The sequence below is a fragment of the Helicobacter pylori HUP-B14 genome, from assembly GCF_000259235.1.
Lineage (GTDB): Bacteria > Campylobacterota > Campylobacteria > Campylobacterales > Helicobacteraceae > Helicobacter > Helicobacter pylori_CU.
In genome coordinates this window covers 218,032-234,913 of sequence record NC_017733.1, presented here as the reverse complement: position 1 = coordinate 234,913, position 16,882 = coordinate 218,032, and the positions used below count along the sequence as shown (strand labels likewise).

At 39.9% G+C, this 16,882-nt stretch carries 13 protein-coding genes, 1 tRNA gene and 1 pseudogene; 5 read left to right on the top strand and 10 right to left on the bottom strand.

Features of this window, described 5'->3' with window-relative positions; all coding sequences use genetic code 11:
• Positions 1-726: 726 nt before the first annotated feature.
• The 4 genes from HPB14_RS01160 to dsbK are packed head-to-tail and all read right to left on the bottom strand — an operon-like array spanning position 727 to position 3,910.
• Complete coding sequence (locus HPB14_RS01160; protein WP_001275584.1) at positions 727-1,257, bottom strand: hypothetical protein; 531 nt, start codon at positions 1,255-1,257, stop codon at positions 727-729.
• Positions 1,257-2,429: a glutathionylspermidine synthase family protein gene (locus HPB14_RS01155; protein WP_001197184.1), complete on the bottom strand. Its 1,173-nt coding sequence runs from the start codon at positions 2,427-2,429 to the stop codon at positions 1,257-1,259. Before HPB14_RS01155 ends, HPB14_RS01160 begins: the two co-directional genes overlap by 1 nt.
• A gap of 20 nt (positions 2,430-2,449) precedes the next feature.
• Entirely contained in the window at positions 2,450-3,097 is a 648-nt protein-coding gene (locus HPB14_RS01150; RefSeq protein WP_000743520.1) for a UPF0323 family lipoprotein, read from the bottom strand.
• Between the two features lie 15 nt (positions 3,098-3,112).
• Positions 3,113-3,910 (bottom strand): protein disulfide-isomerase DsbK, encoded by a 798-nt coding sequence (dsbK, locus tag HPB14_RS01145; protein ID WP_000603215.1) that lies wholly within the window; start codon positions 3,908-3,910, stop codon positions 3,113-3,115.
• A 107-nt stretch (positions 3,911-4,017) separates the two neighbouring features.
• Between dsbK and kdsB the strand changes: the two genes are divergently transcribed.
• The 3 genes from kdsB to HPB14_RS01130 all read left to right on the top strand — a co-directional run bounded on the left by kdsB (position 4,018) and on the right by HPB14_RS01130 (position 6,598).
• On the top strand, positions 4,018-4,749 hold the full coding sequence (kdsB, locus tag HPB14_RS01140) for a 3-deoxy-manno-octulosonate cytidylyltransferase (protein ID WP_000584022.1): 732 nt from the start codon (positions 4,018-4,020) through the stop codon (positions 4,747-4,749).
• Between the two features lie 194 nt (positions 4,750-4,943).
• Entirely contained in the window at positions 4,944-6,395 is a 1,452-nt protein-coding gene (hopA, locus tag HPB14_RS01135; protein ID WP_000751048.1) for a porin HopA, read from the top strand.
• 128 nt (positions 6,396-6,523) lie between these two features.
• A tRNA-Asn gene (locus HPB14_RS01130) sits at positions 6,524-6,598 on the top strand.
• A gap of 40 nt (positions 6,599-6,638) precedes the next feature.
• On the opposite strand, the gene HPB14_RS01125 is transcribed toward HPB14_RS01130, so the two are convergent.
• Positions 6,639-7,796, bottom strand: coding sequence for a SulP family inorganic anion transporter (locus HPB14_RS01125; protein ID WP_014658419.1), 1,158 nt, complete (start codon positions 7,794-7,796; stop codon positions 6,639-6,641).
• A 254-nt stretch (positions 7,797-8,050) separates the two neighbouring features.
• Here HPB14_RS01125 and hopM point away from each other — a divergent pair, with 254 nt between their 5' ends.
• The gene (gene hopM, locus HPB14_RS01120; protein ID WP_000705123.1) at positions 8,051-10,132 is read left to right on the top strand and encodes a Hop family outer membrane protein HopM/HopN; all 2,082 of its coding nucleotides are present in this window, start codon (positions 8,051-8,053) and stop codon (positions 10,130-10,132) included.
• A gap of 212 nt (positions 10,133-10,344) precedes the next feature.
• Positions 10,345-11,178 (top strand): sulfite exporter TauE/SafE family protein, encoded by an 834-nt coding sequence (locus HPB14_RS01115; protein ID WP_000393041.1) that lies wholly within the window; start codon positions 10,345-10,347, stop codon positions 11,176-11,178.
• Between the two features lie 389 nt (positions 11,179-11,567).
• Here HPB14_RS01115 and msrB read toward each other — a convergent pair whose 3' ends face one another.
• The 5 genes and pseudogenes from msrB to HPB14_RS01090 form a co-directional block, all read right to left on the bottom strand.
• Complete coding sequence (gene msrB / locus HPB14_RS01110; protein WP_000866629.1) at positions 11,568-12,647, bottom strand: peptide-methionine (R)-S-oxide reductase MsrB; 1,080 nt, start codon at positions 12,645-12,647, stop codon at positions 11,568-11,570.
• A gap of 122 nt (positions 12,648-12,769) precedes the next feature.
• Positions 12,770-14,116 carry a DNA repair protein RadA gene (gene radA, locus HPB14_RS01105; protein WP_001085758.1) on the bottom strand — a complete coding sequence of 449 codons (1,347 nt, stop codon included), beginning with the start codon at positions 14,114-14,116 and terminating at the stop codon, positions 12,770-12,772.
• Between the two features lie 116 nt (positions 14,117-14,232).
• Positions 14,233-14,465: pseudogene (locus tag HPB14_RS01100) on the bottom strand (ribbon-helix-helix domain-containing protein).
• 156 nt (positions 14,466-14,621) lie between these two features.
• Positions 14,622-15,602, bottom strand: coding sequence for an iron-sulfur cluster assembly scaffold protein NifU (locus tag HPB14_RS01095; protein WP_001052004.1), 981 nt, complete (start codon positions 15,600-15,602; stop codon positions 14,622-14,624).
• Between the two features lie 21 nt (positions 15,603-15,623).
• Positions 15,624-16,787: a NifS family cysteine desulfurase gene (locus HPB14_RS01090; protein ID WP_014658417.1), complete on the bottom strand. Its 1,164-nt coding sequence runs from the start codon at positions 16,785-16,787 to the stop codon at positions 15,624-15,626.
• Between the last annotated feature and the right edge of the window lie 95 nt (positions 16,788-16,882).

Below are 16,882 nucleotides of genomic sequence, written 5' to 3'. Positions count from 1 at the left end.
AAATCTTAATCAATCCCCCTAAATTATCATCATGTTTAACTCAAAACTTTCCAAAGATTTGGCTCTGTTTTAAGAGCTAAAGCAGAAACCCACCCTATTAATTTTTTAATCTTTAGTGTTTTTAGGGTTTTGTCTATTTTCAAAAAGAAAACTTTTTGAATGTTTTTTGCGGTTGTTTGGTTGTATTTGTTAGCGTGTTTTTATAGTGTGAATTTTTGTTAGGTTAGCTTGAAGTGGGTTTTAGGTTTAAAAGTCCTATAAAATAAAAACGTTTTAGCGTGTTTTTTTGTGCTATGGGATAGATATGCGTTTGGTTGTGTTTTTCAAATGGCTTTAATTTATGGCTTTTTTTGCGTGGTTGCTATTATAAGCATGTTATAAACACGAATCACACGATAACAGAGCGGTATGCGCACGCTATAAAAAGACTTGATAAAAATAACGAAAAATAGTTAAATTTCAGGCGTTCTTTTAAAAATTGTTGTTAGGTGAGACAGGTAAAAACGCTTTTAGTTTAAAGATAGAGTTTTAGGGGTTTTTTGTGGTGGTTTAGTTATTCTTTAATTTTTTAAAAAACAGGACTTTTAAAACTCATAAGGGGATAGGGGTATTTTGAAATTCCCCCACAACCCACCAAATCCCTCATAACCCCCTAAGAGCGCGTTAACTATCGCTCGCTTAGCTCTTTTTTTTGATTGTGAAAAACACCTTTAGTGTTTTTAAACCCTATAAAGACCAATAGATCGCTCCAAAGAACACGATACTCCCTATCAAAACGCTTACAAACATGCGTTTAGTGTCCTTAAAAGCCACCATTAAAAACGCGCTCACATAAAACAGCAATAAAAACACGCAAAAAATCCCCAAAAGCGCCTTAAACACAACGCCCACCTTAGCCTTATGCAGCATGATGAGCGTGCCTAAAAAGCCCCTTTCAATGGTTTTGATTTTGGTTTGGTCGCCTTTAGTTTCAAGGTTGATTTCATACAAAGGCGTGCCAATAACCAACGCTCCCCTATGCTCTCTAGGCTCTATCTTTTTAGGCATAGCGATATGGTTTTCTTTTATAAAGTCTTTTAAAAAATCCAATCGTTCTTCTTTTTTTAAGGATTTTTCTAAAACCCACTCTTTGATAGTAGCGCCAGTGTCTTGGCGCACCCCAAAGAGCAATGAAAGCCCGCTAACCGCAAAAAGAAGCACCAAAGGGAAGAAAAAAGTGGTCGCATAGATGTGGAAATAACGCATCATTGCGCTCATTATTGCAACCTGTGGCTCACGAATTTAGAAAAATTATCCAAAATTAACCCCCCTTTTCTAAACCCTAGTGCGCAAGATTCATAAGCAAAAAACACATTAGGCTGATAATACAACCCGTTATGCGAATTAAGCTCGTAAAATTCCTGATAAATGGGTTTGTGGTTAGAATAAACGCCATCCGTTTTTAAAAGCGATTGCATGGAAGCTTCAAAGATTTCACTATTCGCCCCTTCCCTACCAAAAGCCACTTTTTTGATTTGCTTTTTATGGGCTAAAGGCTCATAACTCGTTTCTAACAATAAGGGGTGGTTGGGGTATCTGTCCCATAAAAGTTTTAAAAAACGCTTGGATTGGAAAAGAATCGTATAAGCCGGGTTTAAAAAAATCGTGTTTTTATTTTCCATCATGCCTTGCATCAAAAGGGCTAATTCTGGCTCGTCAATAGCGATGTTTTCCCATGGGATCAGTTTGAATAAAAATTCATAATTCAAGCCGTTTTTAAACACGCCCTCTTCTACATTAAACTCCACCTCATCAATGTAAGAAAAATCCGTTTCAAACCCCACGCTCTGAGCAGCGTCTTGCAAAAAACGCATGGTGCGCTCTTCTTCAATATTCCCCCTAACGCTTGAAAAAAGGATTTTCCACCCCTCATACATTTCCTCAAAACGGCTCGTGTCTTCGCCCAAAGTTACCATGCGTTTAAAATTCTCGCCAAGCGCTTCATAAAGGTTATTGAATTGCTTGTTTTCATCATAGCCATTCGCTTTGAGTAACGCCCATTGAATCACTGCGGTTTCATAAAGCATGGTAGGGGTATCAGCGTTAAATTCCAGTAATTTAATGGGCTTGCCATCAAGCCCCCCGGCTAAATCAAAACGCCCGTAAATATGCCAATGCACTTCTTCTTCAAAACTCTGTTTGATCATAGGAATGAGCGCGTTAGGAATATCCAATTCAAAAAAGCGATCGTTTTGAATGGCCTCTTCAGCCGTCTCTACAAACATGTCATAAAGCTCATTACAAGCGTCATAATAAGCGTCCGCTTCTTTTTGAGAAACAACCACCATTTCATCAGCGATATAAGATGACATGTCATCATTCGTGTGCCAATCTAAGCCGATCTCTTCTAAAGTCTTATTGTCTAAAGGTTTTAAAGGAATCACTTGCATTTTTTAACCTTAAATAGATTTTATGCGTTAAAGCCCCTTGTCCCAGAGCTTACCGCCGGCGAGCTAGTAGGCCTATTAGAGCCAAAAAACCCGCTCTGTCCCTTACTCGCCCCACCCATGCTTGAAGTACTAGGCGCGCTTTTAGAAAAGGAATTTTGAGAGCGTTGGTAAGCTTGTGGGGATTTGTAGGTCCGTTGGGCGTTTTGCTGGTAATTAGGGTTATTGAAAAGCTTATTACCAATATAACTCCCTAAAATCGCCCCCGCCGCACTCCCTAAAATCGCGCTCCCCAAGCCAAAGCCTGAGCTTTCATTACTCCCTCCATTATTAGGCTGGACAAGTTTGCTCGTGCCGTTATCAATTTTAGCTTCTTCTTCTTTAATGAGCTTTTGAATCTCTTCATTGCTTAGCACTCGTTCATTGCCTTGCAAATCGCGCACTATAATGTGGGTTCTTGAGCTGGGGTATTCTTCAACAACCTTGTAAGATTTATCCTTTTGCTCTTCTAAAATCACGAACGCACCTTTTTGAACGCTTTGACTTAAAGAGCTTTGCTCTTTGGGCTTGTCATCAGCATTGCTCTTACACCCCACAATGCTCACCATCACCAATGCGCTCAAACCACCCACGATCGCATAATCAGAAATCTTTCTGTAGGGTTTTTTCATGAGAGTAGCCTTATATCATGCCTTATAATGATACAAGAAAGGCACGCCCTTAATCACGCCAGATTCAAAAATCTTTTTAGTGGTGTTTTCCACTTTAGTGCGTAAATCTTCAGGCTCTTTTTGGGCGTTAATATCGTATTGGGTGGAATAAATCTTTTCAAGAATAGAGATTTTATCTTCCACGCTCGCTCCCCTAGCCCTAGCTTTCGCCATTTCTTCTTGGATTAAAGCCGCTTTTTTAGCCGAATTGACTCCAAGCCACCCCACTACAACCATTCTCACGGTGTTTTCTTTCAAGTGATCCCTGAGTTTAGTGAGCTCTTTTTGGCAATGCGGACACATGGGATCAGAGACAATATAAAGGATCTTGTCCTTATTTTCAGCGTTAGTAGAGGGCAACTCTATCACATAATCAGCCGGTATTTCATTAAAAATAGCGTTCAATTTCGCACTATTTTGTTGGGTGGCGTTAAGAGCTTGGATTTTTTGATTGGTTTCTGCAACTAATTTCACATCATCGCTTTTATTGCTAAAGAATATGTTGCTAAGCCCTATGACTAAATTACCATCCTTACTCACTACAAGCGGGATATTGTATTTAGTGTCCGGATCTTCAATAACGACCATTTTCAAATCCTGGCTGGATTTTAAAGGTTTGATTTCTAAAATACGCACCTTTTTATTGGTTTGTTTTTCAATCACGCTCACTAAATTATCCTGCATCCGTTTGTCATTAGCTGAAACTGAATGTTTAGGGGCTGCCCCTAAGCCTACAAGAAGTAACGCGCTCAACACACTCGCTCTTAATATCATTAAAACTCCTAAAGTTCAATAGCCTAAATCCTTACAATAAAAGGAATAAGCTTTTAAATGGGTATAATACCATAAAATCCCCTATTTTGGCTTAAAAAGGTTTAAAGATGATTATCATTCCTGCTAGATTAAAATCCAGTCGTTTTGAAAATAAAGTGCTAGAAGACATTTTTGGCTTGCCTATGGTAGTGCGTTGCGCTAAAAACGCAAATCTTGTAGATGAATGCGTAGTCGCTTGCGATGATGAAAGCATCATGCAAACATGCCAAAAATTCCACATTAAAGCGGTGCTAACCTCCAAACACCATAATAGCGGCACAGAACGCTGTTTGGAAGCGGCGCAAATTTTAGGGTTAAAAAACGATGAAAGGGTTTTAAACTTGCAAGGCGATGAGCCTTTTTTAGAAAAAGAAGTCATTTTAGCCTTATTAGAAGCCACCAAAAACGCCCCTTTCATGGCGACTTGCGCTAAAGTCATTGATGAAGAACAAGCCAAAAGCCCCAATTTAGTCAAGGTGGTTTTAGACAATCAAAATAACGCCTTGTATTTTTCGCGCTCCCTTATCCCCTTTTTACGAGATTTTGATGCGAAACGCCAAACCCCCCTTTTAGGGCATATCGGTATTTATGGCTTCCACAATAAAGAAATCTTAGAAGAATTATGCGCTTTAAAACCTTGCGTTTTAGAGGAAATAGAAAAATTAGAGCAATTAAGGGCTTTGTATTATCAAAAAAAGATTGCAGTAAAAATCGTTCAAAGCCAAAGCATAGGCATTGACACCCAAGAAGATTTGCAAAACGCTTTGAAAATTTTTAGCCCCAATCTCCTTGAGCGATAAATTTTAAAAAGCACTCAAAACATTTTTCACTATCAAAAATCTTTTTTTAAATCCAAAAAAAAAGCAAAATTTCTTAATTTTCGCTCAATTTTATTAAAAATTCAATAAATTTATGGCACAATTTAAACGCATTGTAAATAAAGTTTCAATTTGATACGATTTTACAAATAAAACATTACTTTAAGGAACATTTTATGAAAAAAACGATTTTACTTCCTCTTATGGCGTCATCACTCCTCGCTGAAAATGACGGCGTTTTTATGAGCGTGGGCTATCAAATCGGCGAAGCGGTTCAACAAGTGAAAAACACCGGCGAAATCCAAAAAGTCTCCAACGCTTACGAAAATTTGAACAATCTTTTAACCCGCTATAACGAACTCAAACAAACGGCCTCTAACACTAATTCAAGCACTACTCAAGCAATTAACAATCTAAAAGAGAGCGCTAGCAGATTAAAAACGACCCCCAATAGCGCTAATCAAGCCGTGTCCTCAGCGCTCAGCTCTGCGGTGGGCATGTGGCAAGTAATAGCCTCTAATTTAGCCAGTGGCACGCTACTCACTGATAAATACAACGAGATCAATGCGATTTCTCAATCGCTCCAAAATACCTTAAATAAAAACAATGATCTCACGATTGCAAATGACTATGACCAGCTTTTAACTCAAGCTAGCACCATTATTACCACTCTTCAAAGCCAATGTCCAGGAATAGACGGAGGCAATGGCAAACCATGGGGCATTAATGCAAGCGGGAACGCATGCACTATTTTTGGCAGCACCTTTAGTGCTATTACTAGCATGATTGATAGCGCTAAAAAAGCCGCCGAGCAATTCAGAAGAACCGACCCAAGCCAGCCCCAAAACCAACCAAGCGCGTTTACCAACGCTGATTTCAATAAAAACCTTAATCAAGTCTCAAGCGTTATTAACGATACGATCTCTTATCTCAAAGGGGACAATTTAGCAACCATCTATAACACCCTTCAAAAAACGCCCGGTTCTAAAGGGTTTCACAGTTTGGTGAGCCGATCGAGCTATAGTTATTCTCTCAACGAAACCCAATATTCCCAATTCCAAACCACCACCAAAGAGTTTGGCCATAACCCTTTTAGAAGCGTGGGATTGATTAATTCTCAAAGCAATAACGGGGCGATGAATGGCGTGGGCGTGCAATTAGGCTATAAGCAATTTTTTGGGAAAAATAAATTTTTTGGGATCCGTTATTATGCCTTTTTTGATTACAACCATGCCTATATCAAATCCAACTTTTTCAACTCCGCTTCCAATGTCTTCACCTATGGCGCCGGCAGTGATCTTTTATTGAATTTCATCAATGGCGGATCCGATAAAAACCGCAAAGTCTCTTTTGGCATTTTTGGAGGCATCGCTCTAGCCGGCACGACATGGCTTAATAACCAATCTGCGAATTTAAAAATCACCAATAGCACCTACAACGCTAAAATCAACAACACCAATTTCCAATTCTTATTCAATACCGGTTTAAGGCTTCAAGGGATCCATCATGGCGTTGAATTAGGCGTGAAAATCCCCACCATCAACACGAATTACTATTCTTTCATGGGCGCTAAATTAGCCTATAGAAGACTTTATAGCGTGTATTTCAATTATGTTTTGGCTTATTGATATTGAATCGGTTCTCATTATTAATGAGAACAAAGCCAATTTTTTGGCTCTCCAATGAATAACGGCATCATTTTACTTGACTTTTTACAAAAAACACGCTAAAATTTCTTTTTGTTTTTGAGCGAAATTCCAGATTAGCTCAGCGGTAGAGTAGGCGGCTGTTAACCGCTTGGTCGTAGGTTCGAATCCTACATCTGGAGCCATACTTTTAACTCATCTTTTTTCTAGCTTTATAGCAAAATTTCACGCAATCCCTTCAGATTTGATCCATAACGCATTGACTAAAACCCCCACCACAACCCCTATCGCTAAATTATGCGTGTATAAAACCACCGCCACGACTAAGAGCATGTTGAGCGTGTCATAGAGCTTGATTTTTTTAATATTGATAATGGATTGGAAATTAAAAGTGGTGAAAGAAATCATCACCATTACCGCCACAACCGCCACAATAGGGATCTTAACCACGTATTCATTAAACACTAATATTAGCACCATTAAAGAAAAGCCGGCAAAAAAAGTAGAAAGCCTTGTTTTAGCCCCAGATTTTGCGTTGATGATAGACTGCCCCACTAAAGCGCACCCTGTCATTCCCCCCAAAAGCCCTGAGATGATATTCCCCAAGCCTTGCGCTTTAGTTTCTTTATTTTTATCGCTCACGCTGTCTTTTAAAATAACGTCTAAAGTTTTAGCGGTCAATAAGCTTTCTATCGTGCCAACTAGCGCTAAAGAAAGAGCGTAAGGCAACAATCCTGCCACCATTTTAAAATCCAAATTTTTGGGGATAATGATGAAATGAAAGCCTGAAACCCCTTGCTCAATGCTCCCTAAATTCGGCGCATGCATATCAAAAATTAAAGCGATCGCGCTCACTGCAAGGATACAAATCAAATTAGAGGGAATTTTTTTAGTGATTAAGGGGAAGAGGTAAATGATGAGTATCCCGATAGCGAGCAAGATAAACACCCCCAAATTTTGGTTTTGAAGGAATTTGAATTGCTCCATTAAAAGCAAAATGCCTAGCGCGTTCACAAAACCATACATCACTGATTGCGGGATAAATTTTAAAAGATTCCCTATTTTCAAATAGCCTAAAAGAATTTGCAATATTCCTGCCATAAGAGTCGCCACGCCCGCGTATTCAAGCCCATAGTTTTTAACCACGCCCACTAAAATGAGCGCCACTGAGCCAGCCGCTGCGCTAATCATCGCCTTTCTAGCTCCAAAAAGAGACAAAATAAAAGCCATGTAAAAGGTCGTATAAAACGCTACGCCCACATCTAAACCCACCATGATCGCAAAACCGGCCGTCTCTGGGATCACAGAAAGCCCCACCACAAAACCAGACAACAAATCTTTTTGAACGTTGCTCAACCATTCTTTTTGTATCTTTTCAAACATGCCTTTCTTTCCCATTAGAATGGCTTGATTGTAACCAAAGATTTAAAAACCAATTTCAAACCGGATAAAATCCCTTTTCTTAAATCAAGATCTATGATATTTTATTGTAAAAAATACTTAAAATTGTTTTTTTTTTTTTTCAAAATATAAATTTTAAGTTAAGAATAAGCATTTTATGGTAAAATGGCGAACTTTCATAAACATGACTATCATGGGAATGTGAAACCAACAAAAATCTATTAAAAGGAGAAAACATGAAAATCACAAAATCTCTCTTACTCTCTCTTTCTCTCATGGCTTCATTATCAAGGGCTGAAGACGACGGATTTTATATGAGTGTGGGCTATCAGATCGGTGAAGCGGTCCAACAAGTGAAAAACACTGGAGCATTGCAAAACCTTGCGGACAAATACGATAATTTGAGCAACCTTTTAAACCAATACAATTACTTAAATTCCTTAGTCAATCTAGCCAGCACACCGAGTGCAATCACGGGTGCGATTGATAATTTAAGCTCAAGCGCGATTAACCTCACTAGCGCTACCACCACTTCCCCCGCCTATCAAGCTGTGGCTTTAGCGCTCAATGCCGCTGTGGGCATGTGGCAAGTCATAGCCCTTTTTATTGGCTGTGGCCCTGGCCCTACTAATAATCAAAGCTATCAATCGTTTGGTAACACACCAGCCCTTAATGGGACCACCACCACTTGCAATCAAGCGTATGGGACAGGCCCTAATGGCATCCTATCCATTGATGAATACCAAAAACTCAACCAAGCTTATCAGATCATCCAAACCGCTTTAAACCAAAATCAAGGGGGTGGGATGCCTGCCTTGAATGACACCACCAAAACAGGGGTAGTCAACATACAACAAACCAATTATAAGACCACCACACAAAACAACATCATAGAGCATTATTATACAGAGAATGGGAAAGAGATCCCAACCTCTTATTCAGGCGGATCAGCATTCTCGCCTACGATACAATTGACATACCATAATAACGCTGAATACCTTTTGCAACAAGCCGCTATTATCATGCAAGTCCTTATTACTCAAAACCCGCATGTGCAAACGAGCAATGGCGGTAAAGCGTGGGGGTTGAGTTCTACGCCTGGGAATGTAGTGGATATTTTTGGCCCTTCTTTTAACGCTATTAACGAGATGATCAAAAACGCTCAAACAGCCCTAGCAAAAACCCAACAGCTTAACGCTAATGAAAACGCTCAAATCACGCAACCCAACAATTTCAACCCCTACACTTCTAAAAATAAGCAATTCGCTCAAGAAATGCTCAATAGAGCTGAAGCTCAAGCAGAGATTTTAAATTTAGCCCAACAAGTTGCGGACAATTTCCACAGCATTCAAGGGCCTATTCAAGGGGATTTAGAAGAATGTAAAGCAGGATCGGCTGGCGTGATCACTAATAACACTTGGGGTTCAGGTTGCGCGTTTGTGAAAGAGACTTTAAACTCTTTAGAGCAACACACCGCTTATTATGGCAACCAAGTCAATCAGGATAGGGCTTTGGCTCAAACCATTTTGAATTTTAAAGAAGCCCTTAACACCCTGAATAAAGACTCAACAGCGATCAATAGCGGTATCTCTCACTTGCCTAATGCTAAGTCTCTTCAAAACATGACGCATTCCACTCAAAACCCTAATTCCCCAGAAGGTCTGCTCACCTATTCTTTGGATACCAACAAATACAACCAGCTCCAAACCATCACGCAAGAATTAGGCAAGAACCCTTTTAGGCGCATCGGCGTGATTGACTATCAAAACAATAACGGTGCAATGAACGGGATCGGCGTGCAAGTGGGCTACAAACAATTCTTTGGCAAAAAAAGGAATTGGGGGTTAAGGTATTACGGTTTCTTTGATTATAACCATGCTTATATCAAATCTAATTTTTTTAACTCGGCTTCTGATGTGTGGACTTATGGGGTGGGTATGGATGCTCTTTATAACTTCATTAACGATAAAAACACCAACTTTTTAGGCAAAAATAACAAGCTTTCTGTGGGGCTTTTTGGAGGCTTTGCGTTAGCTGGGACTTCGTGGCTTAATTCCCAACAAGTGAATTTGACCATGATGAATGGCATTTATAACGCTAATGTCAGCACTTCTAACTTCCAATTTTTGTTTGATTTAGGCTTGAGAATGAACCTCGCTAGGCCTAAGAAAAAAAACAGCGATCATGCCGCTCAGCATGGCATTGAACTAGGTTTTAAAATCCCTACGATCAACACAAGCTACTATTCTTTCATGGGCGCTAAACTAGAATACAGAAGGATGTATAGCCTTTTCCTCAATTATGTGTTTGCTTATTAAAAACCCTCTTTAAAAAGGGGGCTTGTTTAAAAACGCTTGAAGGCCTTTTTAAATTAAGCAAATAAAGAGATCTTGGATAATCTCTTATAATCGCTCCCAAGCGATAAAATTAAAGTAATCAAAACCCTATTTTTGTAACCATCAAAGAAAATTTTTTAAAGATTATCACTCTTTTTTGATAAAGTAATAATTTAGAATTTAGGGAGTTTTTCATGGAAGAATCAACAGCGTTTATTTTGGCTCTTGTGGGGCTATTCACCGGCATTACCGCCGGGTTTTTTGGTATTGGTGGGGGGGAGATTGTCGTCCCTAGCGCGATTTTTGCCCATTTTAGCTATAGCCATGCGGTGGGGATTTCGCTCATGCAAATGCTTTTTTCTTCAGTGGTCGGCTCTATCATCAATTACAAAAAGGGCTTATTGGATTTGAGAGAAGGCTCATTTGCCGCGCTTGGAGGGCTAATGGGGGCGATTTTAGGGAGCTTTATCTTAAAGATCATTAACGATAAAATTTTAATGAGCGTGTTTGTGGTGGTGGTGTGCTACACCTTTATCAAATACGCTTTTTCTAGCAACAAGAAACCAGAGCATTTTGAAGAAATGCATTTTGATTTGCATGCGAATAACAAAACGCCCGAAAAAAAGCGCGCAATCCCTTTTGTGTCTATGGATAGAACGCATGGGGTTTTGATGCTCGCCGGTTTTGTTACTGGCATCTTTTCTATCCCGCTAGGCATGGGTGGGGGGATTTTAATGGTGCCGTTTTTAGGCTATTTTTTAAAATACGATTCTAAAAAAATCGTGCCTTTGGGGCTATTTTTTGTGGTGTTCGCTTCTTTATCCGGGGTCATCTCTCTTTATAACGGGAAGGTTCTTGATGATATAAGCGTTCAAGCCGGGGTGATCACCGGTGTTGGAGCGTTTTTAGGGGTGGGCATTGGCATTAAATTGATTGCTTTGGCTAATGAAAAGGTGCATAAAATTCTCTTGCTCCTCATTTATGCCTTAAGCATTTTAGCGACTTTACACAAGCTCATTATGGGTTAAAAATCTAAAAATGCTCAAGGGCATTTTTAAAATTAATATCAAAAAGCTTTCTAAGAGCAAGCGATAATCTCTAAAAAAGCGCTTCTTTAGGGTTAGGGGGGTTTAGTTTGGGGGCTGTAATGGGATAACCCCCTACCCCCTTAAAAAATGAGTTTGAAACAAAAAATAAAATTAAAAACCCCATTTTTAAAAAAATAAAAAGTTTTAGTTATCTTTATTTGATGAGAACAAAACCATAAAACTTAAAAAAGAATATTTTCAAGGTAAGGGTAATTAAAAAATGAATTATTTAGGGCGTATTTTAGCGTTTTTTAAAATAACCCATAAGACAACCCAAACGCTTAAACCCCCTATTTTAACCCCCCTTAAGAGGGCTTATTCATTACCTCTTAATGCGACTTTTTATCTTGGATGTATTTTTTCAATTCACCCTTTTTGATATAAGGGATAAACTCGCCATAGCCCTCTTTTTCCATGTCTTTTAAGGGGATAAACCTTAAAGCCGCGCTGTTGATGCAATACCTTAAGCCCCCTAATTCTTTGGGCCCATCGTTAAACACATGCCCTAAATGCGCCTTACCAATACGGCTCAACACTTCAATGCGTTTCCTGTTAAGGCTCTCATCGTCTTCGTATTTCACCACATCTTTATTGATAGGCTTAGAAAAGCTTGGCCACCCGCAACCGGAGTCGTATTTATCCGCTGAAGAAAATAACGGCTCGCCTGTGGTAATATCCACATAAATGCCCTCTTCTTCTTTATTGTAATACTCGTTTTCAAAGGGTTTCTCAGTGTGTTTGTTTTGAGTCACCTCATACTGGAGTTTGGTGAGTTTTTTCTTTAAAACTTCATCGCTGGGTTTGGTGTATCTATCGCTATCTACAATCACTTCATCCGCCTTTTTCAAATCAATATGGCAATAACCACCGGGGTGTTTCTTCAAATAATCTTGATGATACTCTTCAGCCCTCACATAATTTTTTAACGGCTCTACCTCAATGGCGATCTTGCCTTTCACTTCTTTTTGTAACGCTTTTAAGGCGTTGTCTATCACTTCTTTATCCGCACTATTGACATAGTAAATCCCTGTGCGATACTGCCTACCCACATCATTACCCTGCTTGTTCACGCTCACCGGATCAATCACCTTAAAATAATAACGCAACAACTTGTCCAAACTGATCTTTTTAGGATCATAGATCACTTTCACGCTTTCAGCATGATCGCTCTCATGCAACTTTTCATAATTCGTACTTGAAGTCTTGCCGTTAGCGTAACCAGAGCTTGCGTCTATAACGCCATAAATCCTCTCCATATACGCCTCTAGCCCCCAAAAGCACCCCCCAGCCAGATAAATCACTCTTTCATCGGTTTTAGGGTGTTTAGCCCCCATGTTTTCATTCGCTTGCATGATCGCTCCTATTAGTAAAAAAAGATAAAAATTTTTCAAGTAAGATAATACTTTCATTGACAACCTTTGTTTTAATTTTAATGGTGTTCGCCATTATAACTAAAAAAAATGGTATTTGTTCTTTAAATTGAGTTTAAATTTTAATAAGACTCTGTTCTATTAGGTAACAAAAGTTCAAATCACATCCATTCAACAATCTTGCCTACCGCATTGGCTTCATAGCATTTGATAGAGGTTTTTTGACTGGGTTTTTTAGGCAAAATGGCTTTTAAAAAGCCGTAATTTTCCATTTCTTTCAATCTAGCGTTCAAATTAGGGGCTTCTAAAATCCTGCCATTCAAACTCACTTCGCCCAAAAACGCCGTTTTATTGTCAATTTTTCTGTTTTTAAAGCTTGAAAGGATACTGGCAATGACCGCTAAATCGCAAGCCGGCTCGCTAATTTTGATGCCTCCGCTCACATTAATAAACACATCATGGCGGTTTAAGGGGATTTCTAGCTTTTTTTCTAATAAAGCGATGAGCATGTTAAGGCGGTTGGTGTCAAACCCGTTCGCTAATCGTTTGGGCGCTCCAAAACTGCACTCGCTCACCAACGCCTGAATTTCTAAAATCAACGCCCTTGAGCCTTCTAAAGTAATGGTAATGGCACTCCCCTCCATAGGCTCTTCTTTAGAAAAAAACAAGCTTGAAGCTTCTTTAGCGCTCACCAAACCCTGCTCTTTCATCTCAAACAAGCCGATTTCACTCGTAGGGCCAAAGCGGTTTTTAAAACTCCTTAAAATCCTTAATTCCCTACTGGGATCGCCCTCAAAATACAGCACGCTATCCACCATATGCTCTAGCACTCTAGGCCCTGCGATGCTCCCTTCTTTAGTGATATGACCGATGATAAAAATAGCAATATCTCTTGTTTTGGCTAAACGCATGAGCTCAAAAGTGATCTCTCGCACTTGCGAAATAGAGCCGGGCGCTGAAGAAATCTCTGGCGAATAAAGCGTTTGGATAGAATCAATCACGCAAGCAAAATAATTTTCGCTTTCTATATTAGCCTTAATCACAGGCCAATTGATTTCATTGAGCAGATACAATTCTTTTTCTATGCAATCTAGTCTAGTGGCGCGCATTTTAATCTGGCTCAAGCTCTCTTCCCCGCTCACATACAAAACCTTTTGCTGGTTTTTGGCTAAGCCAGAAGCCACTTTTAAAAGCAGAGTGGATTTCCCCACCCCAGGACTCCCCCCCACTAAATACAACCCCCCTTTAGCGATCCCCCCACCTAAGACAATATCCAATTCGCTTTGAGTGGAAGAAAATTTCACCACTTCTTCATGCTCAATTGCAGCGATAGAAACGCTTTTTTGCGCTTGTGGGAGCGGTTTTTTAAGCGCGTGTAAAACTTCCTTTTGGGCTTGGTTCAATTCTATAAAACTCTCCCATGCGTTGCATTGGACGCACTTACCCAACCACTTAGGGCTTGTAAAACCGCAATGCTGACACTCAAATAAAGAAGTTTTTTTAGCCAAAATACCACTCTTTTTTTAAAATCACACAGCTAAAGACCAGATAAAAATGGGGGTTTTAATCATTTTGCTTTATAGTAAAACCCGTGGAGTTAAACTAAAAACAAGTTAAAAAGTTATCAAGGGCCATTTTGCTCTATTTTTCTTAAAGCCTTCAAAATATAGCGTTTGATATAAGATCCCACGCTTTCTTCTTCTTCGTTAGCCATTTTCTCTAGTTTTTGATATTGCTCATCAGAAAAATACAAGCTTACAGCGCGAGTTTTTTATTAGCGTCTGCTTTTGGTTTGCGTCCTAGTTTATTTTTAGTTCCCCTTAAGTGAGTTTCATCTGTGTTCTTGTCGTTTTCCATCAAATTCCTTCAATCATCATCGCAAATCGCTTCAAAATAGCATATTAGCATAAAAGTAGCGTATAATGAATAATGTTGCAAGCGCTAATCATTCCTCAGAGTTTATTAGCGCTTCGCTCAAAAAAGGCTTTCACCCCCTAAAAATATCAAAACAAATCAAATCGGTAACACCCTGATACTGCGATCCAATAATTCCTGCAAAGCGTTTTCAATGGCAAATAAAGTCCCGGTAGTCGCGCTCATGCACCCATCGCATGCCCCCATGTAGCGGATATACACATCAATGTAATCATCGCTTTCTTTAATGTCTAAAATCTCTAAATCCCCCCCATCCATCATAAGCATAGCGCGGATATTTTCATCAATGACTTTATCCACGGCTTTAATCTTTTGAACCATAGTCATTTCCCTGAAAGCCAATTCCCCGCTTTGGGATTTATTCGCAGCGGCTTTAAGCTTTTCAGCTTCCATTTCTTCGCGCACTTCTTTAAGAATATCCACCAGGTAATAATCCCTTTTTTCATGCCCTCCGGGCCTCACACAGCTTTTACAAAACGCGCCGGCTTTGGTGTAGTTAGTGATTTCTTCAACGCTTTTTAAATCATTGAGCTTAATCACTTCCTTAATCGTGCCTAAACTCACCCTAGCGCACTCGCACACGATGATTTCTTCTTCAAAATCTTCGGCGTTTTTCCCCAAATACATGCCGGCAGCTTTTTTGATCACATCATACGCCATCACCGAGCAGTGCATTTTTTGCCCAGGCACAGCCGGCGTGTCCGGATCGTCTCTCAAGCCTCTTTCCACGTCTAAATTCGTGATTTTTACCGCATCTTGGACTCTTTTATTCAAACACAATTCTACCATCATGTCTGAGCTTGCGATCGCTGTCCCGCAACCAAAGCTTTTAAACTTCGCGTCAATAATCGTGTCCGTGCTTTCATCTACAAGCCAATACAACCTCACCGCATCACCGCATGCTTCTGCGCCATAATCCGCCACAATGAGCTTAGCGTTTTTGGCTTTAGCCTGCTCTTCGGTGATGACCCCTAAATGCGTGGGGTTATCCATGCGCCTTTGAACTTCTTTAGAATACGCGTCCCAGAGAACCGAACCCACTAAATCATGTTTTGCCATTTTGATTCCTTTATATTCTTTTTAATAAGAGCTTGAAATGTTTCTCAATCTTATAGCCGCTTGAGAGAAAACTTCAATCGTTTTGTCAATCTCAGCTTCCGTGTTAAAACGGCTCAATGAAAGCCTGATAGCGGTATGAGCCAATTCCTTACTCGCTCCAATCGCTACCATGACAGGATTAGCCTCTAAATCCTCACTCGCGCACGCGCTCCCTGTGGAAGCGGCGATATTAGAGCGGTTTAAATCCCACAGCATGGCCTCTCCTTCAATCCCTCTCACGCTGACTAAAGTCGTGTTAGGCACACGATGGACTCGATCGCCTACCACCATCACATCAGGGATTTTCAAAAGCGCTTCTTCTAATTTGTCGCGCAATTTCCCCACCACTTCTTTTTCATAGTCTAAATGCTCTACGGCTAATCTCATCGCTTCGCCCATGCCCACAATATAAGGCACATTCAAAGTCCCGCTGCGCCTGCCATTCATATGCTCCCCGCCATGAAAAAGAGGGGTCAATCCCACCCCACTTCTAATGTATAAACCTCCAATGCCTTTAGGCCCATGAAACTTGTGCGCGCTAAAAGAAAGAAAATCCGCATTCGCTTTTAACACATCTACAGGTATTTTACCAATCGCTTGCACCGCATCGGTATGGAACAACACGCCCTTTTCTTTACAAATAGCCCCAATTTCTTCAATAGGGAAAATGAGACCGGTTTCATTATTCGCCCACATCACGCTCACTAGAGCGGTTTTTTCTGTGATCGCTTCTTTGACTTGATCGGCGGTGATACTCCCATGCTCATTAATAGGCAAGTAAGTAACCTCCACCCCCAAGCTTTCTAAAAAATTGCAAGTGGATCGCACCGCCGGATGCTCTGCAACCGTGGTTACAATATGGTTTTTGCCCTTTTTCAAGCATTCATCAAAATACACGCCCTTTAAAACCCAATTATTGCTCTCTGTCGCGCAAGAAGTGATGATCACATCGTCTATATCCCTAGCGTTAATGCCTTTATAAAGCTTATCTAACGCTTCTGCAATGGCTGGGTGGGTTTCTGTGCCAAACTGGTGCAACGAGCTAGGGTTCCCGTAATGATCCCTTAAAAAAGGATCCATGATCTCTTTGACTTTAGGGTCAATCCTAGTTGTAGCGTTATTGTCTAAATAAATTCGTTGTAACAAGGTTAATATTCTCCTCAAAAATTTTACATAGATTTTCTTATCTAAGTCTAAATTATGATTAAATACAAGATATTTTCTTAATTTTAACTTAAAAT